Source organism: Microbacterium sp. SORGH_AS_0888 (genome assembly GCF_030818905.1).
Classification (GTDB): Bacteria; Actinomycetota; Actinomycetes; order Actinomycetales; family Microbacteriaceae; genus Microbacterium.
Genome location: NZ_JAUTAZ010000001.1, coordinates 2453104 through 2470003 on the forward strand (window position 1 = coordinate 2453104; position 16900 = coordinate 2470003).

Below are 16900 nucleotides of genomic sequence, written 5' to 3' on the forward strand. Positions count from 1 at the left end.
GCCACACTGGACGCATACCACAGATGCCCGACCGTGGAGAGGAGCAAAGTGTCTAGCGCAACGATGACCCCACAGCGCGCGGCGCAAGAGACGCTTCGCGCTTACCACCATGGCGGAGCGCCGAGGCTTCCCGTCGATCCTGTTGCTGTAGCTCGTTCACTGGGTGTGAATGTCTACGAGGTTGTTTTGCCGAACACGACGTCGGGCATGATCGCAAAGGTAAGCGATGTTGCTGGAACCGATATCTTGGTGAATAGCGAACATGCGCCTAAGCGTCAGCGGTTTACTGTCGCCCATGAGCTGGGCCACTACATCGCAATTCTGAATGATCCTGATCGCGTTTCCAATCCTTTCCTTCACAAGAGAGACTCACTTTCTTCATGTGGAACGGACACCGAAGAGATCTTTGCAAACAGGTTCGCTGCCGAACTCCTGATGCCCGAAGATGAGGTTCGGCGCGCAGCGCGTGTCGGTGCGAGCGTGTACCAGCTTGCCGCGCAGTTTGACGTGTCCGTCGACGCGATGAACTTTCGTCTTGTGAATCTGGGCCTTGCGCGAGGTTGAAGGCAACGATCCGTCTGCTGCGAGCGACGGATCAGCGCATCCAATTACCGAAGCGGAAGTCCGGGAGTTCGAAACCGCAAAGAATCATGCCCAGGAGCTTGAAACAAGCCCAGCTGATCCCGCTCCGGATCAGACCGCGCGACTTGAGGACCAAGTTCCAGGAATTCGATTCCTGGCCAGCCTGCTGAAAGCCACGATCTTCACAGATCTGTTTGTATACCACGCTGTTAAGCGGTACGTGCATCCGACTGAGCAGGAGCGAATCGACGCTCTGATAGTTGTACATCCAAAGTTCTACAAGTTATGCCGAAATTCCGACTACATCGCCCGAGTGCTCCTCTCGGCGGTCGTCACCTTCTTGGTGAGCGCGGCGGCGTGGGGGACAATTGCTCGTCTCTTCTTTGCGTGACTGGTGACGCCGGTCCAGTCTGTAGTCAGACTCTCCGAGGCGGACAGGTTGCTGCGTCGTTCGGTGGCAACACCGTGGCAACAGAACTCGTGATTGAGGCTCTCCGAGCGTGGCTCCGTTGACTGAAAGTCCGCGTAATAACAGGGATCTGTGTGGCTGTCGCGTGGTGATGCGGCTGTCATGGGGGTTCAAATCCCACCGTCACCGCCACTTTCACCGGATCAGCCCCGCTTTCGAGCGGGGCTGATCCGCGTTTGCGGCAGTGAGCGCGCACGAGAGCAGCGAGTCATCCGTCCCGCGTGCGCCTCGCCGCGCAGGACGAGGAGCAGCACTCCGAGTAAGGCGACTCTCTCCGAGAACTGCGAGCTCCTGCGGCTGGATAGCTACGCATCTGCGTCTGGAGATGCTGTCGTGTCTTCTCCGCTCGGTCGACGACGGGCGCGAGAAGAGTCCGAGAAGCGCTTCTGGCAGGCCTCGTAGGCCGCGGCGTGCCGTTCATGGTCGGCGGGACTTGCCGTCGGGGGCAACTCGATCGGACTGTGGAATCGACGGTCGGCTGTGGTGTCGAGCGGGTATCCGAACTCGTCTCCGGCGCCGGACTGGTCGAGCGGGTATCCGAACTCGTCTCCGGCGCCGGACTGATCGACCGTTGTCTGCACCATTCTCGTCACCTCCTCGTTCTCGATGCTCTTCCCGTTCCCGGTCTGACTCTGTGATCCGGGCGACTACCCCTGCCGTCGGCAAAGGTGCAGGGACGGCGCGCGCCTGTGCCGTCGCTGGCGGATCATCTGCGAAGAGTCATCCGAGGTCGACGCCGGGTCCGCCCGAGGAGCAGATAGCGCGTCGACGAGGATCACCGCTGAAACCCGATGCCGGACTACGAGTGCTCGAAGCGCTCGACCTGACCATCAGCCACGGAGAGATGTCGCGCCGTTCCTCGCACGCATGTTGTTCGTTTCGGGAACGGCGGGGATAGAGCCGGCGGGGTCGCGGACCCACACGGTCGTGTCGGTCGGGATCGGACGGGGTCTCGCGGCCGCGTCTCCGCATCCTGCGGGGATGCGCGGATCGCTGGAGAGCACGATCTCCCAGGCCGATGGCAGCGGCACCGGCTCGCCGTCGAAGACCGTGATGCTCACGAGCGATCCGCGCCGGAAGGCGCAGACCCCCGACGACAGCTCGACCCACGAGAAGCCGCCGGTCCGCAGATCGGCCGAGGACCGGCGCACGGCCAGCGCTCGCCGGTACAGCGACAGCATCGAGTCGGGGTCGCGACTCTGCCGCTCGATCGAGAGCTCCCGCCACGCCGGCGGCTGAGGCAGCCACGGCCGCACCCCCGCGTGCGAGAACCCGAAGGGCGGGTCCTCGCCCGCCCACGGGATCGGCACGCGGCATCCGTCCCGTCCGGGGTTCTCCCCGCCCGATCGCAGATACATCGGGTCCTCGAGCGCATCCCGCGGGAGGTCTTCGACCTCGGGCAGGCCCAGCTCGTCGCCCTGATACAGGTACAGCGAGCCCGGCAGGGCGGCCGTGAGGAGCGCGGCAGCCCGGGCGCGCCGGGTGCCCAGCGCAAGGTCGGTGGGAACGCCCCAGGCCTTCCGCTCGAACGCGAACGAGGTGTCGGCGCGTCCGTACCGCGTCACTGGGCGCGTGACGTCGTGATTCGACAGCACCCAGGTGCAGGGGGCGCCGACGCGTGCGTGCGCCACGCGCATGGTGTCGATCGAGTCGCGGAACCCGGCCGCATCCCATCCGCGGGTCATGAGGTCGAAGTTGAACGCCGTATGCATCTCCCGATCGAGGTAGCGCGAGAATCGTTCGGCATCGGGGAGCCACACCTCGCCGACGAGCACGCGGGGCTCGTCGTATCCGTCCGCGATCTCCCGCCACCGGCGGTAGACCGGGTGCACCTCGTCGCGGTCGAGGTTGGGGTGCGCGCCGGGAGCGTGGCTGCCGTCGTCCTCGGGAAGCGACGGGTCCTTCATGATGTGCGCGGCCGAGTCCACCCGGACGCCGGCGACTCCGCGGTCGAACCAGAACCGCAGGATCTCCTCGTGCTCCTTGCCGACATCGGGATGACGCCAGTCGAGATCGGGCTGCGCGGGGTCGAAGAGGTGCAGGTACCACTCACCGGGAAGGCCCTCGCGGTCGGTCGTCCGCGTCCACGTCGGACCGGCGAAGTTGTTGCGCCAGTGCGTCGGCGGTTCGCCGCCGTCCGGCCCGGATCCGGCGCGGAACCAGAATCGGGCGCGTGCATCCGATCCCGGCTCTGCCGCGAGCGCCTCGCGGAACCACCGGTGCGCCGACGAGACGTGGTTGGGGACGATGTCGACGATCGTGCGGATGCCGTGGTCTCGCGCGTCTGCGATCAGTCGCTCCGCGTCGGCGAGACTCCCCAGCCGCGGGTCGATCGCGCGGTAGTCCGCGACGTCGTAGCCGCCGTCCGCGAACGGTGAGACGTACCAGGGGGTGAACCACAGGGCGTCGACTCCGAGGGAGTGGAGATAGGGCAGCGCCTGCCGGACGCCCTCGAGGTCGCCGACCCCGTCGCCGTCGGCGTCCCGGAGGCTCCGGGGATAGACCTCGTACACCACCGCGGTCCGCCACCAGTCGAGGTCGGCGCTCACCCCTTGAGCCCCGAGTGCGCGAGACCCTCGACGAACTGCCGCTGCGCGATGAGGAACACCACGAGCACGGGCACCACCGTCATCGTCGCCGCCGCGAGCTGGACGTTCCACATCTCGCCGCCGTAGGCGTCGGTGAAGCGCGTGAGCGCCTGCGGAAGGGTGAACAGCTCCGGGGACGTCAGATACACGGTGGGCTCGAGGTACAGGTTCCACGAGCTCAGGAACGTGAGGATCGCGACCGCCGAGAGCGCGGGGCCCGCCAGCGGCAGGGCGATCCGCCACCAGATGGCCGGCCGGCCGAGACCGTCCAGCCGGGCGGCCTCCTCCAGCTCGACCGGCAGGGTGAGGAAGAACTGGCGCATGATGAAGGTCGCCAGCACGCACGGGCCGGCGAGCGCGGTGACCAGGATGAGCGGCCAGTGGGTGTTGATCATGCCCCAGCCCTTGAACATCTGGAACAACGGCACGATCGTCACCTCGCTCGGCACGAGCAGCCCGACCAGCACGACGAGGAACAGCACGTTGCTGCCGACGAAACGGATCCGTGCGAAGGCGTATCCGGCGAGGCTGGACACGATCATGGTGACGACGGTCACGACGATCGCGATGTACACGCTGTTGAAGTACTGCCGTGCGAAGGGCTGGAACGAGAACGCCTCGGCGTACGCGTCCCAGCTCGGCTGCGCCGCGAAGAGCGACGGCGGCACCTGGAAGATCTCGTTCAGCGGCTTGAACGATGACGTGATCATCCACACCGTGGGGATCACGAACGGCGCGGCGAGCACGCAGAGGGCCAGGTAGAGGACGACGCGGCGGACGAGGGCGGCCGCACGGCGCTGATCAGCTCTCATAGAACACCCACTTCTTGCGCAGCTGCCACTGCAGCAGGGTCAGCAGCAGGACGAAGGACAGGAGCATCAGTGCGAGCGTCGAGCCGTAGCCGATGTCGTTGAATGCGAAGGCCTGCTGGTACACGTAGTAGACGAGGACGGTGGTCGACAGCCCGGGACCGCCTTCGGTGAGGACCGCGATCTGCGCGAACGCCTGGAGCGCGCCGACGATCGTGATGATCGCCGTCAGCAGCAGCGTCGGCGAGATGAGCGGCAGCGTGATGCGGAAGAAGATCGTGCGCGGCCGGGCGCCGTCGATGCGCGCGGCTTCGTAGAGCTCGCCGGGCACGCCCTGGAGCGCGGCGAGGAAGAGGATCATGTTGATCCCGACGCTGCGGACGACCTGGGTGAAGACCACGGCGAGCATGGCCGTCGATCCCTGCTGCAGCCAGTTCGCTCCGGGGATGCCGACGGCCTCCAGAACCGCGTTGATGCCGCCGTTGTCCTGTAAGAGGAAACCCCAGACGAGGGTCCACGCGACGACCGAGACGACGACCGGGGAGAAGAAGAGCGTCCGGAAGAGTGTGACGCCGCGGAAGCGGCGGTTGAGCAGGACGGCGAGCAGCAGACCGAGACCGATGTTGAGCACGACCACGCCGCCGGAGAACGCCGCGGTGGCCGCCAGCACAGCGGGAAGCTGGGGATCGCTGAGCGCCGCCGCATAGTGCTCGCCGCCGACGAACTGCATCTTCCCGGTGAAGATGTTCCAGTCGTTCATGCTGTAGAACACGCCGAGCCCGACGGGCACGATCACGAAGACGAGCACGCCGATCAGCTGCGGCAGGATGAACAGGTAGCCGGTCAGCGCATCGCGGCGACCCGTCGTCCAGAAGAGGCGCTGCGGGAGGGGGCCCCGTGGGGGAACGTCCGCAGACATCCCCCCGCGGGTGTCGACCAGGGTCGGCGCGGTCATTTGCTCAGCAAGGGATCGATCGCGTCGCACACCGTGGAGAGCACGGCGCGGACGTCGGCGCCGGGTGTCCACATGGCATCCAGAGCCGTCTTGGCCTTCTGCGCGATCTCGGCCGGCCGGGTGTGGTTGGGCAGCGGCACGGCGTTCGGCAGCTGATCCACGACGACCTCCTGCAGCTGCGCGGCGGTGAGCTTCGTGTTGTTCGCCGCGAGCTTCTCGCCGGTGAGCAGCGACTGGCGCGGCGGCGGGAAGAACTGTGCGAGCTTCGCGGCGTTCTCGGGGTCCGTGAGGTACGACAGGAAGTCGGTGGCCTCCTGCACGTGCGGGCTCGACTGCAGCACACCGACGCCGGCCTGCCCGAACACGGAGTACGCCCCGGCCGGACCCGTGGGAAGCGGGTGGACCGAGTAGCGGAACGAGCCGTCCAGCAGCGCGGCGCGCGAGACCTGCGCGATGGTGAACGCGGAGTCGCCGGCGAAGAAGTCGGCCTGGGTCCCGGGCCCGGGCATGGCCGACGTCTCCATCGCGTCGCGCAGGAACGTGAACGCGCCCGCCATCTGGTCGGAGTCGAAGCCGCACTGGGTGCCGTCGGCGTTCCAGGCCTCGGCGCCCCAGCCCGTCCACACGGTCGCGAGGGTGTTCCATGCGGAGTAGTTGAAGTCGCGGATGACGAACCCGGCCTTGCCCGTCGCGGAATGCACGGCGGACCCGATCTTCGACACCTCGTCCCAGGTGGGCGACGACGACAGCTTCTGCCCCGCCTGGGCGAGGACGTCCTCGTTCACGTAGAGAGCGAAGGGCGAGTTGGAGAACGGGTAGGCGTAGAGCTGGCCGTCCTGGCTGAACTGCCCGGTCACGCTCTGGAGGAGATCGTCGTAGTCCCAGCCCTCCGTGTCCTTCAGCGTCTCGGTGAGGGGCGCGAGCGCTCCGGCCGTGATGAGGTCGCGCGACAGGTCGCCCATCCAGGCCAGGTCGGGGGCGTTGCCGCCGGCGATCTGCGTGGTGAGGGTGGTGTTGTAGTCGGCGAACGGCAGGCTGTCGAAGGTGATCGTGCCGATCTCGGCGTGATCCTTCTTGTAGGCGTCCGCGATGCCGGTGAACAGTGCCAGTTGGGCCTCGTTCGACGTCCAGACCGTCATGCGCAGATCGACGCTCCCCGGAGCGGCTGTGGTGCGTGCCGGGGTCGGGGCCCCGGCGCTGCCGCACCCGGCGACGACACCGACGGCGACGACGACGGCCGCGGTGCCGAGCAGCTTCCTTGCTGTGTTCATCTCTCTTCTTTCTTCAGTAGCCGGTGATGTCCGGCCAGTGGATCTCCACCCCGGCGGCGACCAGCCGGCTCTGCAGCCGCTGGGTCAGGACGGGGTCGGAGACGATCTCTTGGGGGGTGATCCGGTGCTCGAGGCAGAAGACCGCGAGCTCCCCGGCGGATTCGCCGACGTTCCACTCCACGGGGTGCAGGCGGTACGCCCCGTTGGTGATGTGCGTCGTGCCGATGTTCTTCGCCGCGGGCAGGAGGTTCGTCATGCGCACCGGGACGAGGGCCCCCAGGGGGATCTCGAACGGTGCGCACTCCACGTCGATGTAGTTGTCGCCGCCGGTGGAGGGGTGCAGGTCGATGCGGTACATCCCGACGCCCACCGAGTCGTCGAAGGTCGCGGGTGCGGCACTGCCGCGCGCTGCGACCGAGACGTCCTGCTCGCGCACCGTGCGCATCGCGGCGATGCGGCGGGACTCGCGGATGTACGGAGCCTGTGCGAATCCGTCGACCGTGCCCGTGACGTCGCCGCGCGGACGCAGGCCCGGCCATCCCCGGCCTCCGTCGGGGCGGGGCGCCTCGGTCTGCAGCCAGTACAGGTAGGCGAGGGACTGCGCTCTGGCCTCGGCGAGGTGGTGTTCGCGGTCGGGCGTGTCGATGATCGAGCCGCCGAGGTAGTCGAGCTGCGGCCAGTTGGCGAGCACGATGTCGCTGTCGTAGGCGCCTTCGACGAAGTTCTCCCGGGCAGCGATGCGTCGGAACTCCCACAGGTCCCGGTCACCGGCGTCGATGCGCGGATCCGGCTCGCCGTCGGCGCGTGCCACGACCGGCGGGTTGACCTTCAGCGTCCGCTCCTCGGGGGCGAGGGTCCGCGGATGCGGGGCGACGAACGACAGCATCGGCGCGCCCCAGAACTCCGGCTCGAACGTGCGCCAGCGATCGTAGTCCGCGGGGCGGGGGATGGTGTGGTCGCCGGCGACGTGGTCGAACACGAAGCACCAGGAGATCGCCTGCACATTGGCGGGGTCCGCGATCTCGGGGGCGCTCGGCTCCCCGGTGTCGCCGCGGGCCTCGGCGCCGACGACGTACTCGGTGTCCGTCAGGGGCAGCAGGTCGCCGGTCTCCGTGGCGTCCAGCACCATAGGCGCCTCGATGACCACCTCGTCGTCGCCGCCGACCCTGCGCACCGTCACGGTGTCCACGCGGTTCCCGGCAACAGCCGCAGCGGTCGGGACGTACGGCTGCAGCACGATCAGCCGGCCCGCCGAGAGGTACGGGGCGAGCATCGCGGTGAGCACCGCGACGGCGACCGTCGGCTCGTGGCAGAGCTTGCTCACCCGGCCCAGCCCCGGGTTGAGTGCCTTCTGAGCGCGAGCGGCGTGCGTGAGCGGGTAGTTCTCGCGGTAGTAGCGGCGGATGCCGTCGCGCAGGGCGCGGTAGCTCGAGGTCACGCCGAACTGCTCGACCCAGATGTGCTCGTCGGGCGGGACCGCCTGCGAGGTCAGCTGACCCCCGATCCACGGGTACTCCTCGCTGAGGACGACCCGCCGCCCGCGGCGCAGCGCCGCCAGTGCCGCGGCGACGCCGCCCAGGCCGCCCCCGATGACGGCGACGTCGGCGTGGACGGTCCGTGTGCCCATCACCGAGCCGTCCGGGTTCCGAGGGTGGCGCCGCTCTCGACGGCGCCACGGAGCAGCTGCTGCAGCTCGATCGTGGGCCACTCCTCCGCGGGCAGGTGGATGAGCGACTGCACGAGGTCGAGAGCGGCAGCGGCCACGCGTGTCCTCGGGATGCGGAAGCCGCTCAGCGCGTGTCCGGACACGGTGTGACCGCCCACCTCGCCGAGCGCGGCGAGCGAGACGTCGTCGGGGATCGACAGTCCGTCGCGACGGAGCGCGTGAGCGAGGTCCTCGGCGAGGATGGTGTCTTCCGCGAAGAGCACGCTCGCCTCCCCCGCGCGCACGCTTTCCCGCACGGAGACGAGATCGTCGCGCACGACCGCCTCGGAGATCCGGATGCCGAGCCCGTTCGCCGACGCGGCGACTTGCGCGCGGCGGTCGCGGGCGGCGGGGGAGTCGATGTCGCGGTGGACGTACACGCCGCGCCGGTGGCCGAGCTCGTATGCGCGCTCGACCAGCTGCGCGGTGAGGCTCGCGTAGTCGACGCCGACGTAGGGGACCATCGCGGCGGTCTCGTCGCGGCGCCCGATGGCGACGAACGGGAACGCCTCGTCGACGAGGCGTTCGAGGTCGGCGCCGTCCATGTTCTGACCGAGCAGGATGCAGCCGTCCGCCAGGCGCAGCCGCGTCTGGCGGTGGAACAGCCGACGCCGGCCGTCTTCGACGGGCGAGCTCGTGAAGAACAGCAGGTCGCATCCGGCCTGCTCCGCCGCGCGTTCCAGGCCGGTCAGCAGCGGTCCGTAGAAGTCCATGCTCTCGGGCGACAGCGCCGGCTCGTAGGTGAAGATCCCGATGATCTTGTTGTCGAGGCCGGCCAGGCGTCGCGCTGCCGGATCCGCCACGTACGTCGACTGCTCGATGGCTCGCTTCACCCTCTCGCGCGTGGCCTCGGGGATGCGGACGTTGGTGCCTTCGCGGTCGTTCAGGACCATCGACACGGTCGTCTGACTCACGCCGGCGAGTCGGGCGATCTCCTTCTGCGTGACCTTGCGCGTCTTCGGTGACATGCGGTGTCCATCTCCTCTGATAATGCCTATTGGCACCTGCCGGAGATGACGCTAATGCGTATCACCAGATCACGCAAGTCGGTCTTGACTCTTCCTGCGCTCTTCGGAACACTGGCGTAAAGCATCGTGATAATTCGTATGATCACGATCGTGCCGATCAACGGAGCTGGAGAGACGATGACGTTCGCACAAAGTTCGGGGATCTCGCGCCGGGGCTTCCTCGGAGGAACGCTCGCTGCGGGGGTCCTGCTGCTCGCCGATCCCACGCCCATCCGTGCCCATGCCGCCGACGGCGACGTGACCCTCTCGGCGGGCGGGATCAGCGTGCTCGCGAGCGTCGGCGGGCGCATCGCCATCCGCAACGCCGCCGGAGTGGTCCGCTCGCAGGGGTCACGGTTCCAGATCAAGGACTCGGACGCGGGAGTCCAGGTGTCGACCGGGGGAACGCCCTCGCTCGTGAGCCTCGCCGACGGGACGCCGGCGATCCGCATGGACTACACCTTCTCCGCCGCGGCCGGCGCGGTGAGCGTGTACGCCCTCGTCACCGTCACCACGCAGCGCGCGCATCTGGAGTGGCATGTCAGCGGGCCGACGACGCTTCGCCCCGAGGGCTTCTTGTTCAGTCGTGCGATCCAGTCCGCCACCGAAGCCGACCGCTTCGTGCCGGTGGTCTCCTGGGTACGGGATGCCGGTGGCGGCATCCCGTACGAGACCCCGGCGGGGGTGGCCTACGCCTCGACCTGGGGATCGGAGCACGGGATGTTCCTGCTGGAACGCTCGCGTCAGGCGTGGTCCAGCAGCACCTGGATCCACGCGCCGGGCAGGACGCAGGCCGACGGCACGCACCTCAGCGTCGCGGACTTCTTCTTCGGCGACACCCGCCCATCGGCCACCGCCGTGATCGGCACCGGCGAGAAGCTCGGCGTCGAGATCTGGACCGATCGCGACTTCAACCTCTGCGACGGCGGCGGGCAGCAGATCACGCTGACCGCTCTTGTCGCCAACGGCGATGCCGCCGCGCAGACGGTGTCGCTCCGGTGCTGGGTGCGCGATTTCGACGGGACGGTGCTCTTCGACCAGACCGTGCCGGTGTCGGTCCCGGCCCGCTCTGCCGTGCAGCACTCGTTCGCGCTCGTCTCGCCCGCCCAGGGCATCCTCACGACGGAGGTGTCGGCGACGGTCGGCTCCGACGAGGCGTTCGCCCGCACCACGATCGCCACCCTCCCGCCCTTCGCGTACACGGCGGGGCAGGACAGCATGTTCGGCATCGCGAACTACCCCTGGTTGCCCGTGCCCTCCGCGGCGGCGCTGCTCGATCTCTGGCAGCGCGCCGGCATCGCGTGGGTACGCATCGCGTACGACGGCGGGCCGGGGCTTCCGCCGTCGGCCTATGATGCGCGCGGCATGTTCCACAACATCGAGCTGCAGCCCTCGCTCACGGCCGGCGACGCGGATGCGGCGGCCTGGGCGGAATCGAGCCTCACCACTGCCGTGAACGCCGGGGCTCGCTGCTTCGAGGTCGGCAACGAGCTGAACCGCCCGTTCAACACCGGACAGGCGGCCCAGGCCTACATCGACAAGGCGCTGTGGCCCGTCGTCCAGCGAGCCCGACAGCTGTCGAACCCGCCGAAGATCCTCAACAACGGCCTGGCCGGCATGGACAAGCCATGGGTGCAGAACTTCCATGCCGCGGGCGGCTGGGACCTCATCGACGGCTTCGCCTACCACCCCGGCCGCGGCAACTTCACGCCCGACTACATCCCCAGCGGCCAGTCGTGGGAAGCCGGGGCCACCGGGACGTACTGGAACTTCGGCGGCGGGCTCCGCGACATCCTGGCCCTCATGGAGGAGTACGGGCGCAAGGAGATCTGGCTCACCGAGGCCTACGCCTGCACGCGGCCGAACGCGTGGTGGAACGACACCTACCGGCACGCGGCCGAGAACGTGCTGCTGACGCTCGTGATGGCGAGGGCGGCGGGAGTGCGCGCGGTGTGCTGGTACCAGTTCCATGACAGCGTGCTCGGGATGCCGCAGGTCGCCGATTCCGGCAACGTCGAGTACCACTTCGGGCTCATGAACCGGGACGTCAGCGCGAAACCGTCGCTGCTGGCCTACGCCACGGCCGCGCGGGTGCTCGATCAGGCGGTCTTCGTCCGGCACCTGGTGTTCGACGACCCGCAGGTCAAGGGCGAGCTGTTCGACACTCCCGCGGGCCAGACGGCGGTCATCTGGGCGCGGCACGACGGCTACATCTTGAACGCGAACCACGACCCGTCGGGCGAGTACTTCCCCGCGCCCGAGGTGTGGGTGGACCCCTGGCCCACGAAGACGACGCTGTCGCTTCCGGCGGCGGGCGCGAGCGTGGAGCAGATCGACGTCGTGGGTCGCAGCGTCGAGCTGGCGGCGTCGGCGGGGTCGGTGACCGCGATCGTCGACGGCGCGCCGCGCGTCTTCCGCGGTGTCGCGTTCCCCGCGGCGACGTGAGGGGGAGCGGGCGCCCGGAGCGGAGTGGACGGGAGCGGAGGGCGCGGCGAGGTCGTGCCCCGACGCGCGCGGGGGCCAGACTGATCCCATGGGTATCGTCCGCGACCTCAGGAGATCCGCCGTGTGGATGGCCAGGAGCCTGTCCGACTCCGGGTACCGCGCGGACTTCTCGCCGTGCTCGATCCGAAGCGTGGACAGCTTCCTCGACGAGCACGCGCCAGACGGCGTGATCCGACCGGAGGGTCTGCTCGGAGACCGCCTCGGCCAGCGCCTGTTCGGCCTGGGCGGCTACGTGGGCGAGGTGCTTCGCAGAAGCATGGGCGGCACGTGGGAGGGCGACGACGCCGACCCGGAGGCCGAGATCACCGTCTCGCTTCTTCTGAGCGACGGCGGCCGGGTCTGGCCGGTGCAACGTGTCATGAAGCGGGCCGCGAACGGGGCGGAGGACGGCCTCGCGGCGTACTGCGCGACGCTCGGGCTGGACCTCGACGACGAGCGACCGCCGCGGCGGCGGCTGTTCGGACGCTAGAGGAGCCGACGTCTCAGCAGATTCTGGGGATCGCTTCGCCATGATGAGCGCGTGACCCTGCTCGGTGCCACCGGCGTTCTCGGCGCCCCCGCTCGCGTGGTGGCAACGTCCGTGCGTGTGACGAGGTCGCCCGGGACGCGCCCGTGACCGGTCGAGGGGATGCGGTCGCCTCACGAGTGCCCGATCCGACCGCCTCGTTCTGGGTCGCCAAGGCCGCGTCGACGGCGCTCGGCGAAGCGCTGTCGGACTTCTCGATCCGCATCCTGCCGCCCGAGCTCGCCGTCGCCATCGCGTTCGTCCTCTTCTGCGGCGCGCTCATGCTCCAGCTCACCCGTCGTCGCTATGTGCCCGCGGCCTACTGGGCGGCGGTCGCGATGGTGGGGGTGTTCGGCACGATGGCCGCCGACATCGTGCACGTCGTGGCCGGGTTGCCGTATGCGGCGCCGGCCGCGCTCTACGCGATCCTCCTGGCCGTCGTCTTCATCCTCTGGCGGCGGGTGGAAGGCACGTGCTCGGTGCACGCGATCACCACGACCCGTCGCGAGTGGTTCTACTGGGCGGCCGTCGTCGGCACTTTCGCGCTCGGCACGGCGGTCGGGGATCTGACCGCCGTCACCCTCGGCCTCGGCTACGCGCCGTCCATCGTCCTGTTCGCCGGGCTGATCCTGATCCCGGTCGTCGGCCACCGGTTCCTGCGCATGGATGCGGTCTTCGCGTTCTGGTGCGCATACGTGCTCACGCGCCCGCTCGGCGCGTCGGTCGCGGACTGGCTCGGCAAGCCCGTCGTCGAGGGCGGCGTGGGCCTCGGCAGCGGCTGGGTGGCGCTCGGCCTCGGACTGGTCATGGTCGCCGTGGTCGCGGGGAGCCGACGACCGCCGGCACCGCGGACTGCCGTCCGAAAGGCTCCGCCTCCGACAGCCGCTCGCCGATCAGATCCCGACTGCTGACCTCGAGCTTGCGCATGATGCTGAGGACGTGGCTCTCGACGGTACGCACGCTGAGCACGAGTGTCTCGGCGATCTCGCGGCTCGACAGCCCCGATGCCACGAGATCGGCGACCTCCCGCTCACGCTTGGTCAGGAGGGACAGGCGGGCGCCGGACCCCACGCTCCCCAGCCGCCGGCCGCCCTGTTGCGCGTTCAGCTCACGTCCTCGGCGGCGGGCATCCGCCTCGAGTGCGAGGTCTCCGTCCTCGGCCGCCCCGTCGGCCGCGCGCTGGTAGGCCGCGATCGCCATCCCGAAGCGCCCGTAGACCTCGCACGCCCGGCCCGCGGCGAGCAGCTCCGGCACGCGGCGGCGCATCCGTGCCTCGAGGTACACGCGCTGCGCGCGGAAGACCGCCATGTCGGGAGTGGAGGCGAGCACGAGGTCGAGCTCCGCCAGGCGCGTCGCCTCCGGGACGAGGTCTGCCGCGGCGAGCATCTGCAGCTCGGCGGCGAAGACCGCGCCGCGGTCGCGCAGTGTCAGAGCGTCGTCCCACAGCAGATCGGCCGCATCCTGGTGCCGCCCCTGGGCCAGCGCCTCCATGGCGTACACCCACACGGGGGACTGCCCCGGAAGGGCGCAGCTGTACGTCAGCGATGCACGTGCGACGCCGGCGTACTTCTCGTTCAGCAGCCGCTGTCCCTGGGAGCTCGCACGGACGGCCGCGGCGACGAGGAGGGAGGGGAAGACCCCGGGCGGGAGCGGCGCCGTCGCGCCCGTGGACAGGGCGACGTCGACCAGCTCCCCCAGTCTGTCCATGTCGCCCGTGTGGAGGTAGGCGTAGGCGAGCCCGGCGGAGAAGCCGGAGAAGGCGTCGAGGTCCAGAGTGCCGCGGGCCTCCTCCCAGCCGTTGACGAGCTCACGGTACCCCTCGGAGAACAGCCCTCGGGCGAGGCTGCCGATCGCGGCGAGCACGCGGGGGAGGGTCCGCTCCCGACGCGGATCCAGCTGGCGCAGCTGCTCATAGGCGTCCGCGGCCGCGCTCAGCCGGCCCGCGATCGTGAGGACGTGGATGCGAGCCTCGAGGAGGGCGACCTGCACGGCCTCCGGCAGCCCGTCGGCGACGGCCAGCGCCGCCTCGAACCCCTTCGGCGCCGTGCGCAGATCGGCGAGGATGCTGACGCTCGCGGCGTCGAGGATCCGTCCGTACGCGGACAGCTCCGTCCGTTGCGTGTCCAGGAACGCGATGGCCCCCTCGACATCGCCCAGGCCGTACGCCATCCACCGCGCCCGCAGTCGGTGGTACTCCGCGCGCGATGCCATGTCGCCGCTGTGAGGATCGGTCGTCTCGAACACCTGGCTGATCGTGTCGGCGACGGTGTCGAGGTCGGACTGGGCGAGCGCCTCGACGTAGGCCGCGGCCGTGCGCACGGACGGAGCGTTCTCCCACTCGAACGCCGCGAGCAGCCGTCTGGTCCGGGCCCGCTCGCGGAGCATCCCGGCGAACACCGCGTGCTGCGTCTCTGGGGCGGGCTCGGCGTGCCAGGTGCCGGAGGCCTGGGGCACGACCGTGCCGTCGCCCAGCGAGGAGGTGATCTGCTCGGTCAGTCGGATCCGGCGCGAGGAGAGCGTGTCGTGTCGGAAGTACCCGACGAACAGCGGCGGGACGACCGAGACGAGGTTGTGCGGCACCGCCGGGACGAAGGCGATCAGGCCGCGCTCCTCGAGGAGCTCGAGCGTCTCCCACGCGACGAGCCGGCGAACCGTCTCGACATCGGCCGGGCCGATCATCGCGATGACCTCGATCGCGTCGCGGGCCGGCTGGCCGAGGTCCTCCAGGTGCATCTCGACGACCGTGCGCAGGCTCGGGCTCCAGAGCTCGCCCACGGCGGTCCACATCCCCTCCTGCACCGCGATGAGGCGCTCGTCCCGTCGGGTGGCGTCCACGAGCGCGAGCGCCAGGCCGACGTTTCCGCCGCACTTCGCGTAGATCCGACGCGAGGTCGCCGTGTCCACCGGGCCGCCCAGGTGCGTGGCGAGGATGTCGTCGAGATCCTCGAACGGGAGGGGCAGCATGTCGATCGCCGAGGTGTTGACCAGCGTGGAGGCGGGCAGGCCCGACGGCGTATGCCGGGCGCCCAGTCCCTGCAGCCGGGAGATCACCAGCGGCACGCCGGTCTCCCCGCGGACGAACTCGACGACGCCCCACGACGCCTCGTCGAGATCGTTCCAGTCGTCGAGCAGGATGACGCAGCGGTCGCTGCGGACGCGGTCCATCAGCTGCCGGGCGACATCCTCGATCACACCGCCGACCCGCCGCGGCGAGAGCGGCTCGATGATGCCGGAGAGCGAGAGCGCGGCGAACGGGTTCGACTTGAGCGACGCGACGCCCCGCACGGCGAGCACCATCCAGTCCATCGAATGGAGGCGTGCGGCGAGGGCGTCCATGAACGCCGTGCGCCCGCTCCCCCTGTTGCCGACGACGTCGATGCTGATGCGAGCTTCGATGAGGCTCTGCGCCTTCGCGAGGCTTCTGTCCCGCCCTTTCACTTCGTGCATCGCTCTGCTTCGGTGTCGCGGTCTTCGTTCGGGTGTCGTCACGCTAACACCTGGGCCCGCTGCGGGGGAGGGGGTGCCGTGGTTATGCCCCGAGCACATGCGTGGCGCAGTCCGTGCAGAGGATGCGGCGGCGGCGGCCGGTCTCTCGGATCTCGATGTGGGGGTCCGAGCGGTGGATCGCGCAGTCGCACTCATCGCAGACCCGGCGGCGGAGACGTCGCAGCAGGAGCATGAGGAGGCCGCCGAGGAGCAGGGCGATCGCGAGGTAGATCGCGACCCAGGGGAGCAGGCTGCCCGTGACGGCGAGCTGACGCGGCGCCTCGCCGTGGATGTCGACGGTCACCCCGAACAGCTCGAGCGCGGTCGACTCGGCGCCCAGGGAGCGGGAGCTCTCGACGTCCCGCGGCATCTCGAACCCGATGAGGACGCGTGCGGTCGCGCCCTGCGCCATCGCGGCCTGGCCGATCTCGAGGCGGCCGGCCTGCGCGAGGTCGGAGAAGCGCCCGCGGCCCGAGACGCCGTTCACCTCCCAGAAGAGGATCACGTCGTCGCCGAACTGCGGATTGTTCGCCGCAGCGGGCACGCGCTCGCGCAGCCCGAGCGTCACGAGCATCTCGCCGCTCCCCGGCCCGGCGTTCACGACCTCGAGCGTGCGCGAGACGCGGTCGCCGGGCACGGCGACGCGGTCGCCGACGAAGCCCGCCTCCGCGCGGGCGTACTCGAGTCCGTTCCAGTCGAGGTTGATGGCGGGTCCGTCCCACTCGGCCGTCACGACCGAGCTCGTGCCGTTCGTCGTCGTCAGCGGTTGGCCTCCCGTCGTCCGGACCGCCGCGCCGCCTTTATCCGACCCGGTGCGGGCGTCGACGGCGGCGCTGCCGGTGGCCCGTTCGCCCGTGAAGGGGAGCGCGTTGGCGAGACCCAGCGCGCCGATGAGCGCGAGGATCAGCGCGGCTGTCAGCACGACGGCCACGCGCCAGCCCAGGGCGGAGAGCGCATGACCGGTGCCTGTCCGGATCAGGACGGGCTCGGCGGTGCGGGAAGGGGTCGTGGACACGGT

General features: G+C 69.5%; 13 protein-coding genes. 5 read left to right on the forward strand and 8 right to left on the reverse strand.

Features of this window, described 5'->3' with window-relative positions; genetic code table 11:
- Positions 1–48: 48 nt before the first annotated feature.
- Positions 49–564: an ImmA/IrrE family metallo-endopeptidase gene (locus QE381_RS11990; protein WP_307218456.1), complete on the forward strand. Its 516-nt coding sequence runs from the start codon at positions 49–51 to the stop codon at positions 562–564.
- A complete protein-coding gene (locus QE381_RS11995; protein ID WP_307218457.1) occupies positions 551–973 on the forward strand; it encodes a hypothetical protein in 423 nt (140 codons plus the stop codon). Before QE381_RS11990 ends, QE381_RS11995 begins: the two co-directional genes overlap by 14 nt.
- A 908-nt stretch (positions 974–1881) precedes the next feature.
- Here QE381_RS11995 and QE381_RS12000 read toward each other — a convergent pair.
- The 6 genes from QE381_RS12000 to QE381_RS12025 are packed head-to-tail and all read right to left on the reverse strand — an operon-like array spanning position 1882 to position 9347.
- The gene (locus QE381_RS12000) at positions 1882–3600 is read right to left on the reverse strand and encodes a glycoside hydrolase family 13 protein (RefSeq protein WP_307218459.1); all 1719 of its coding nucleotides are present in this window, start codon (positions 3598–3600) and stop codon (positions 1882–1884) included.
- The gene (locus tag QE381_RS12005) at positions 3597–4451 is read right to left on the reverse strand and encodes a carbohydrate ABC transporter permease (RefSeq protein ID WP_307218461.1); all 855 of its coding nucleotides are present in this window, start codon (positions 4449–4451) and stop codon (positions 3597–3599) included. The genes QE381_RS12000 and QE381_RS12005 overlap by 4 nt, the downstream gene beginning before the upstream one ends.
- Positions 4441–5403, reverse strand: a complete 963-nt coding sequence (locus QE381_RS12010) for a carbohydrate ABC transporter permease (RefSeq protein ID WP_307218463.1) — start codon at positions 5401–5403, stop codon at positions 4441–4443. Before QE381_RS12010 ends, QE381_RS12005 begins: the two co-directional genes overlap by 11 nt.
- Entirely contained in the window at positions 5400–6674 is a 1275-nt protein-coding gene (locus QE381_RS12015; protein WP_307218465.1) for a sugar ABC transporter substrate-binding protein, read from the reverse strand. The genes QE381_RS12010 and QE381_RS12015 overlap by 4 nt, the downstream gene beginning before the upstream one ends.
- Positions 6675–6687: 13 nt before the next feature.
- Positions 6688–8301 carry an FAD-dependent oxidoreductase gene (locus QE381_RS12020; protein WP_307218467.1) on the reverse strand — a complete coding sequence of 538 codons (1614 nt, stop codon included), beginning with the start codon at positions 8299–8301 and terminating at the stop codon, positions 6688–6690.
- Positions 8301–9347, reverse strand: coding sequence for a LacI family DNA-binding transcriptional regulator (locus QE381_RS12025; protein WP_307218468.1), 1047 nt, complete (start codon positions 9345–9347; stop codon positions 8301–8303). Before QE381_RS12025 ends, QE381_RS12020 begins: the two co-directional genes overlap by 1 nt.
- Positions 9348–9485: 138 nt before the next feature.
- Between QE381_RS12025 and QE381_RS12030 the strand changes: the two genes are divergently transcribed.
- The 3 genes from QE381_RS12030 (at position 9486) to QE381_RS12040 (ending at position 13307) form a co-directional block, all read left to right on the forward strand.
- The gene (locus tag QE381_RS12030; RefSeq protein WP_307218469.1) at positions 9486–11831 is read left to right on the forward strand and encodes a hypothetical protein; all 2346 of its coding nucleotides are present in this window, start codon (positions 9486–9488) and stop codon (positions 11829–11831) included.
- Positions 11832–11919: 88 nt separating this feature from the next.
- On the forward strand, positions 11920–12360 hold the full coding sequence (locus QE381_RS12035; RefSeq protein ID WP_307218471.1) for a hypothetical protein: 441 nt from the start codon (positions 11920–11922) through the stop codon (positions 12358–12360).
- A gap of 176 nt (positions 12361–12536) precedes the next feature.
- A complete protein-coding gene (locus QE381_RS12040; RefSeq protein ID WP_307218472.1) occupies positions 12537–13307 on the forward strand; it encodes a hypothetical protein in 771 nt (256 codons plus the stop codon).
- Here the strand turns inward: QE381_RS12040 and QE381_RS12045 are convergent.
- Positions 13201–15843 carry a LuxR family transcriptional regulator gene (locus QE381_RS12045; RefSeq protein ID WP_307218473.1) on the reverse strand — a complete coding sequence of 881 codons (2643 nt, stop codon included), beginning with the start codon at positions 15841–15843 and terminating at the stop codon, positions 13201–13203. The two genes, QE381_RS12040 and QE381_RS12045, sit on opposite strands and share 107 nt — an antisense overlap.
- Before the next feature lie 82 nt (positions 15844–15925).
- The gene (locus tag QE381_RS12050; RefSeq protein ID WP_307218474.1) at positions 15926–16897 is read right to left on the reverse strand and encodes a hypothetical protein; all 972 of its coding nucleotides are present in this window, start codon (positions 16895–16897) and stop codon (positions 15926–15928) included.
- Positions 16898–16900: the final 3 nt, after the last annotated feature.

Coding starts and splice junctions, on each gene's coding strand:
- QE381_RS12005 (WP_307218461.1), bottom strand. CDS start 4,451: ATGAGAGCTGATCAGCGCCGTGCGGCCGCCCTCGTCCGCCGCGTCGTC.
- QE381_RS12010 (WP_307218463.1), bottom strand. CDS start 5,403: ATGACCGCGCCGACCCTGGTCGACACCCGCGGGGGGATGTCTGCGGAC.
- QE381_RS12015 (WP_307218465.1), bottom strand. CDS start 6,674: ATGAACACAGCAAGGAAGCTGCTCGGCACCGCGGCCGTCGTCGTCGCC.
- QE381_RS12020 (WP_307218467.1), bottom strand. CDS start 8,301: ATGGGCACACGGACCGTCCACGCCGACGTCGCCGTCATCGGGGGCGGC.
- QE381_RS12025 (WP_307218468.1), bottom strand. CDS start 9,347: ATGTCACCGAAGACGCGCAAGGTCACGCAGAAGGAGATCGCCCGACTC.
- QE381_RS12030 (WP_307218469.1), top strand. CDS start 9,486: ATGATCACGATCGTGCCGATCAACGGAGCTGGAGAGACGATGACGTTC.
- QE381_RS12035 (WP_307218471.1), top strand. CDS start 11,920: ATGGGTATCGTCCGCGACCTCAGGAGATCCGCCGTGTGGATGGCCAGG.
- QE381_RS12045 (WP_307218473.1), bottom strand. CDS start 15,843: ATGCACGAAGTGAAAGGGCGGGACAGAAGCCTCGCGAAGGCGCAGAGC.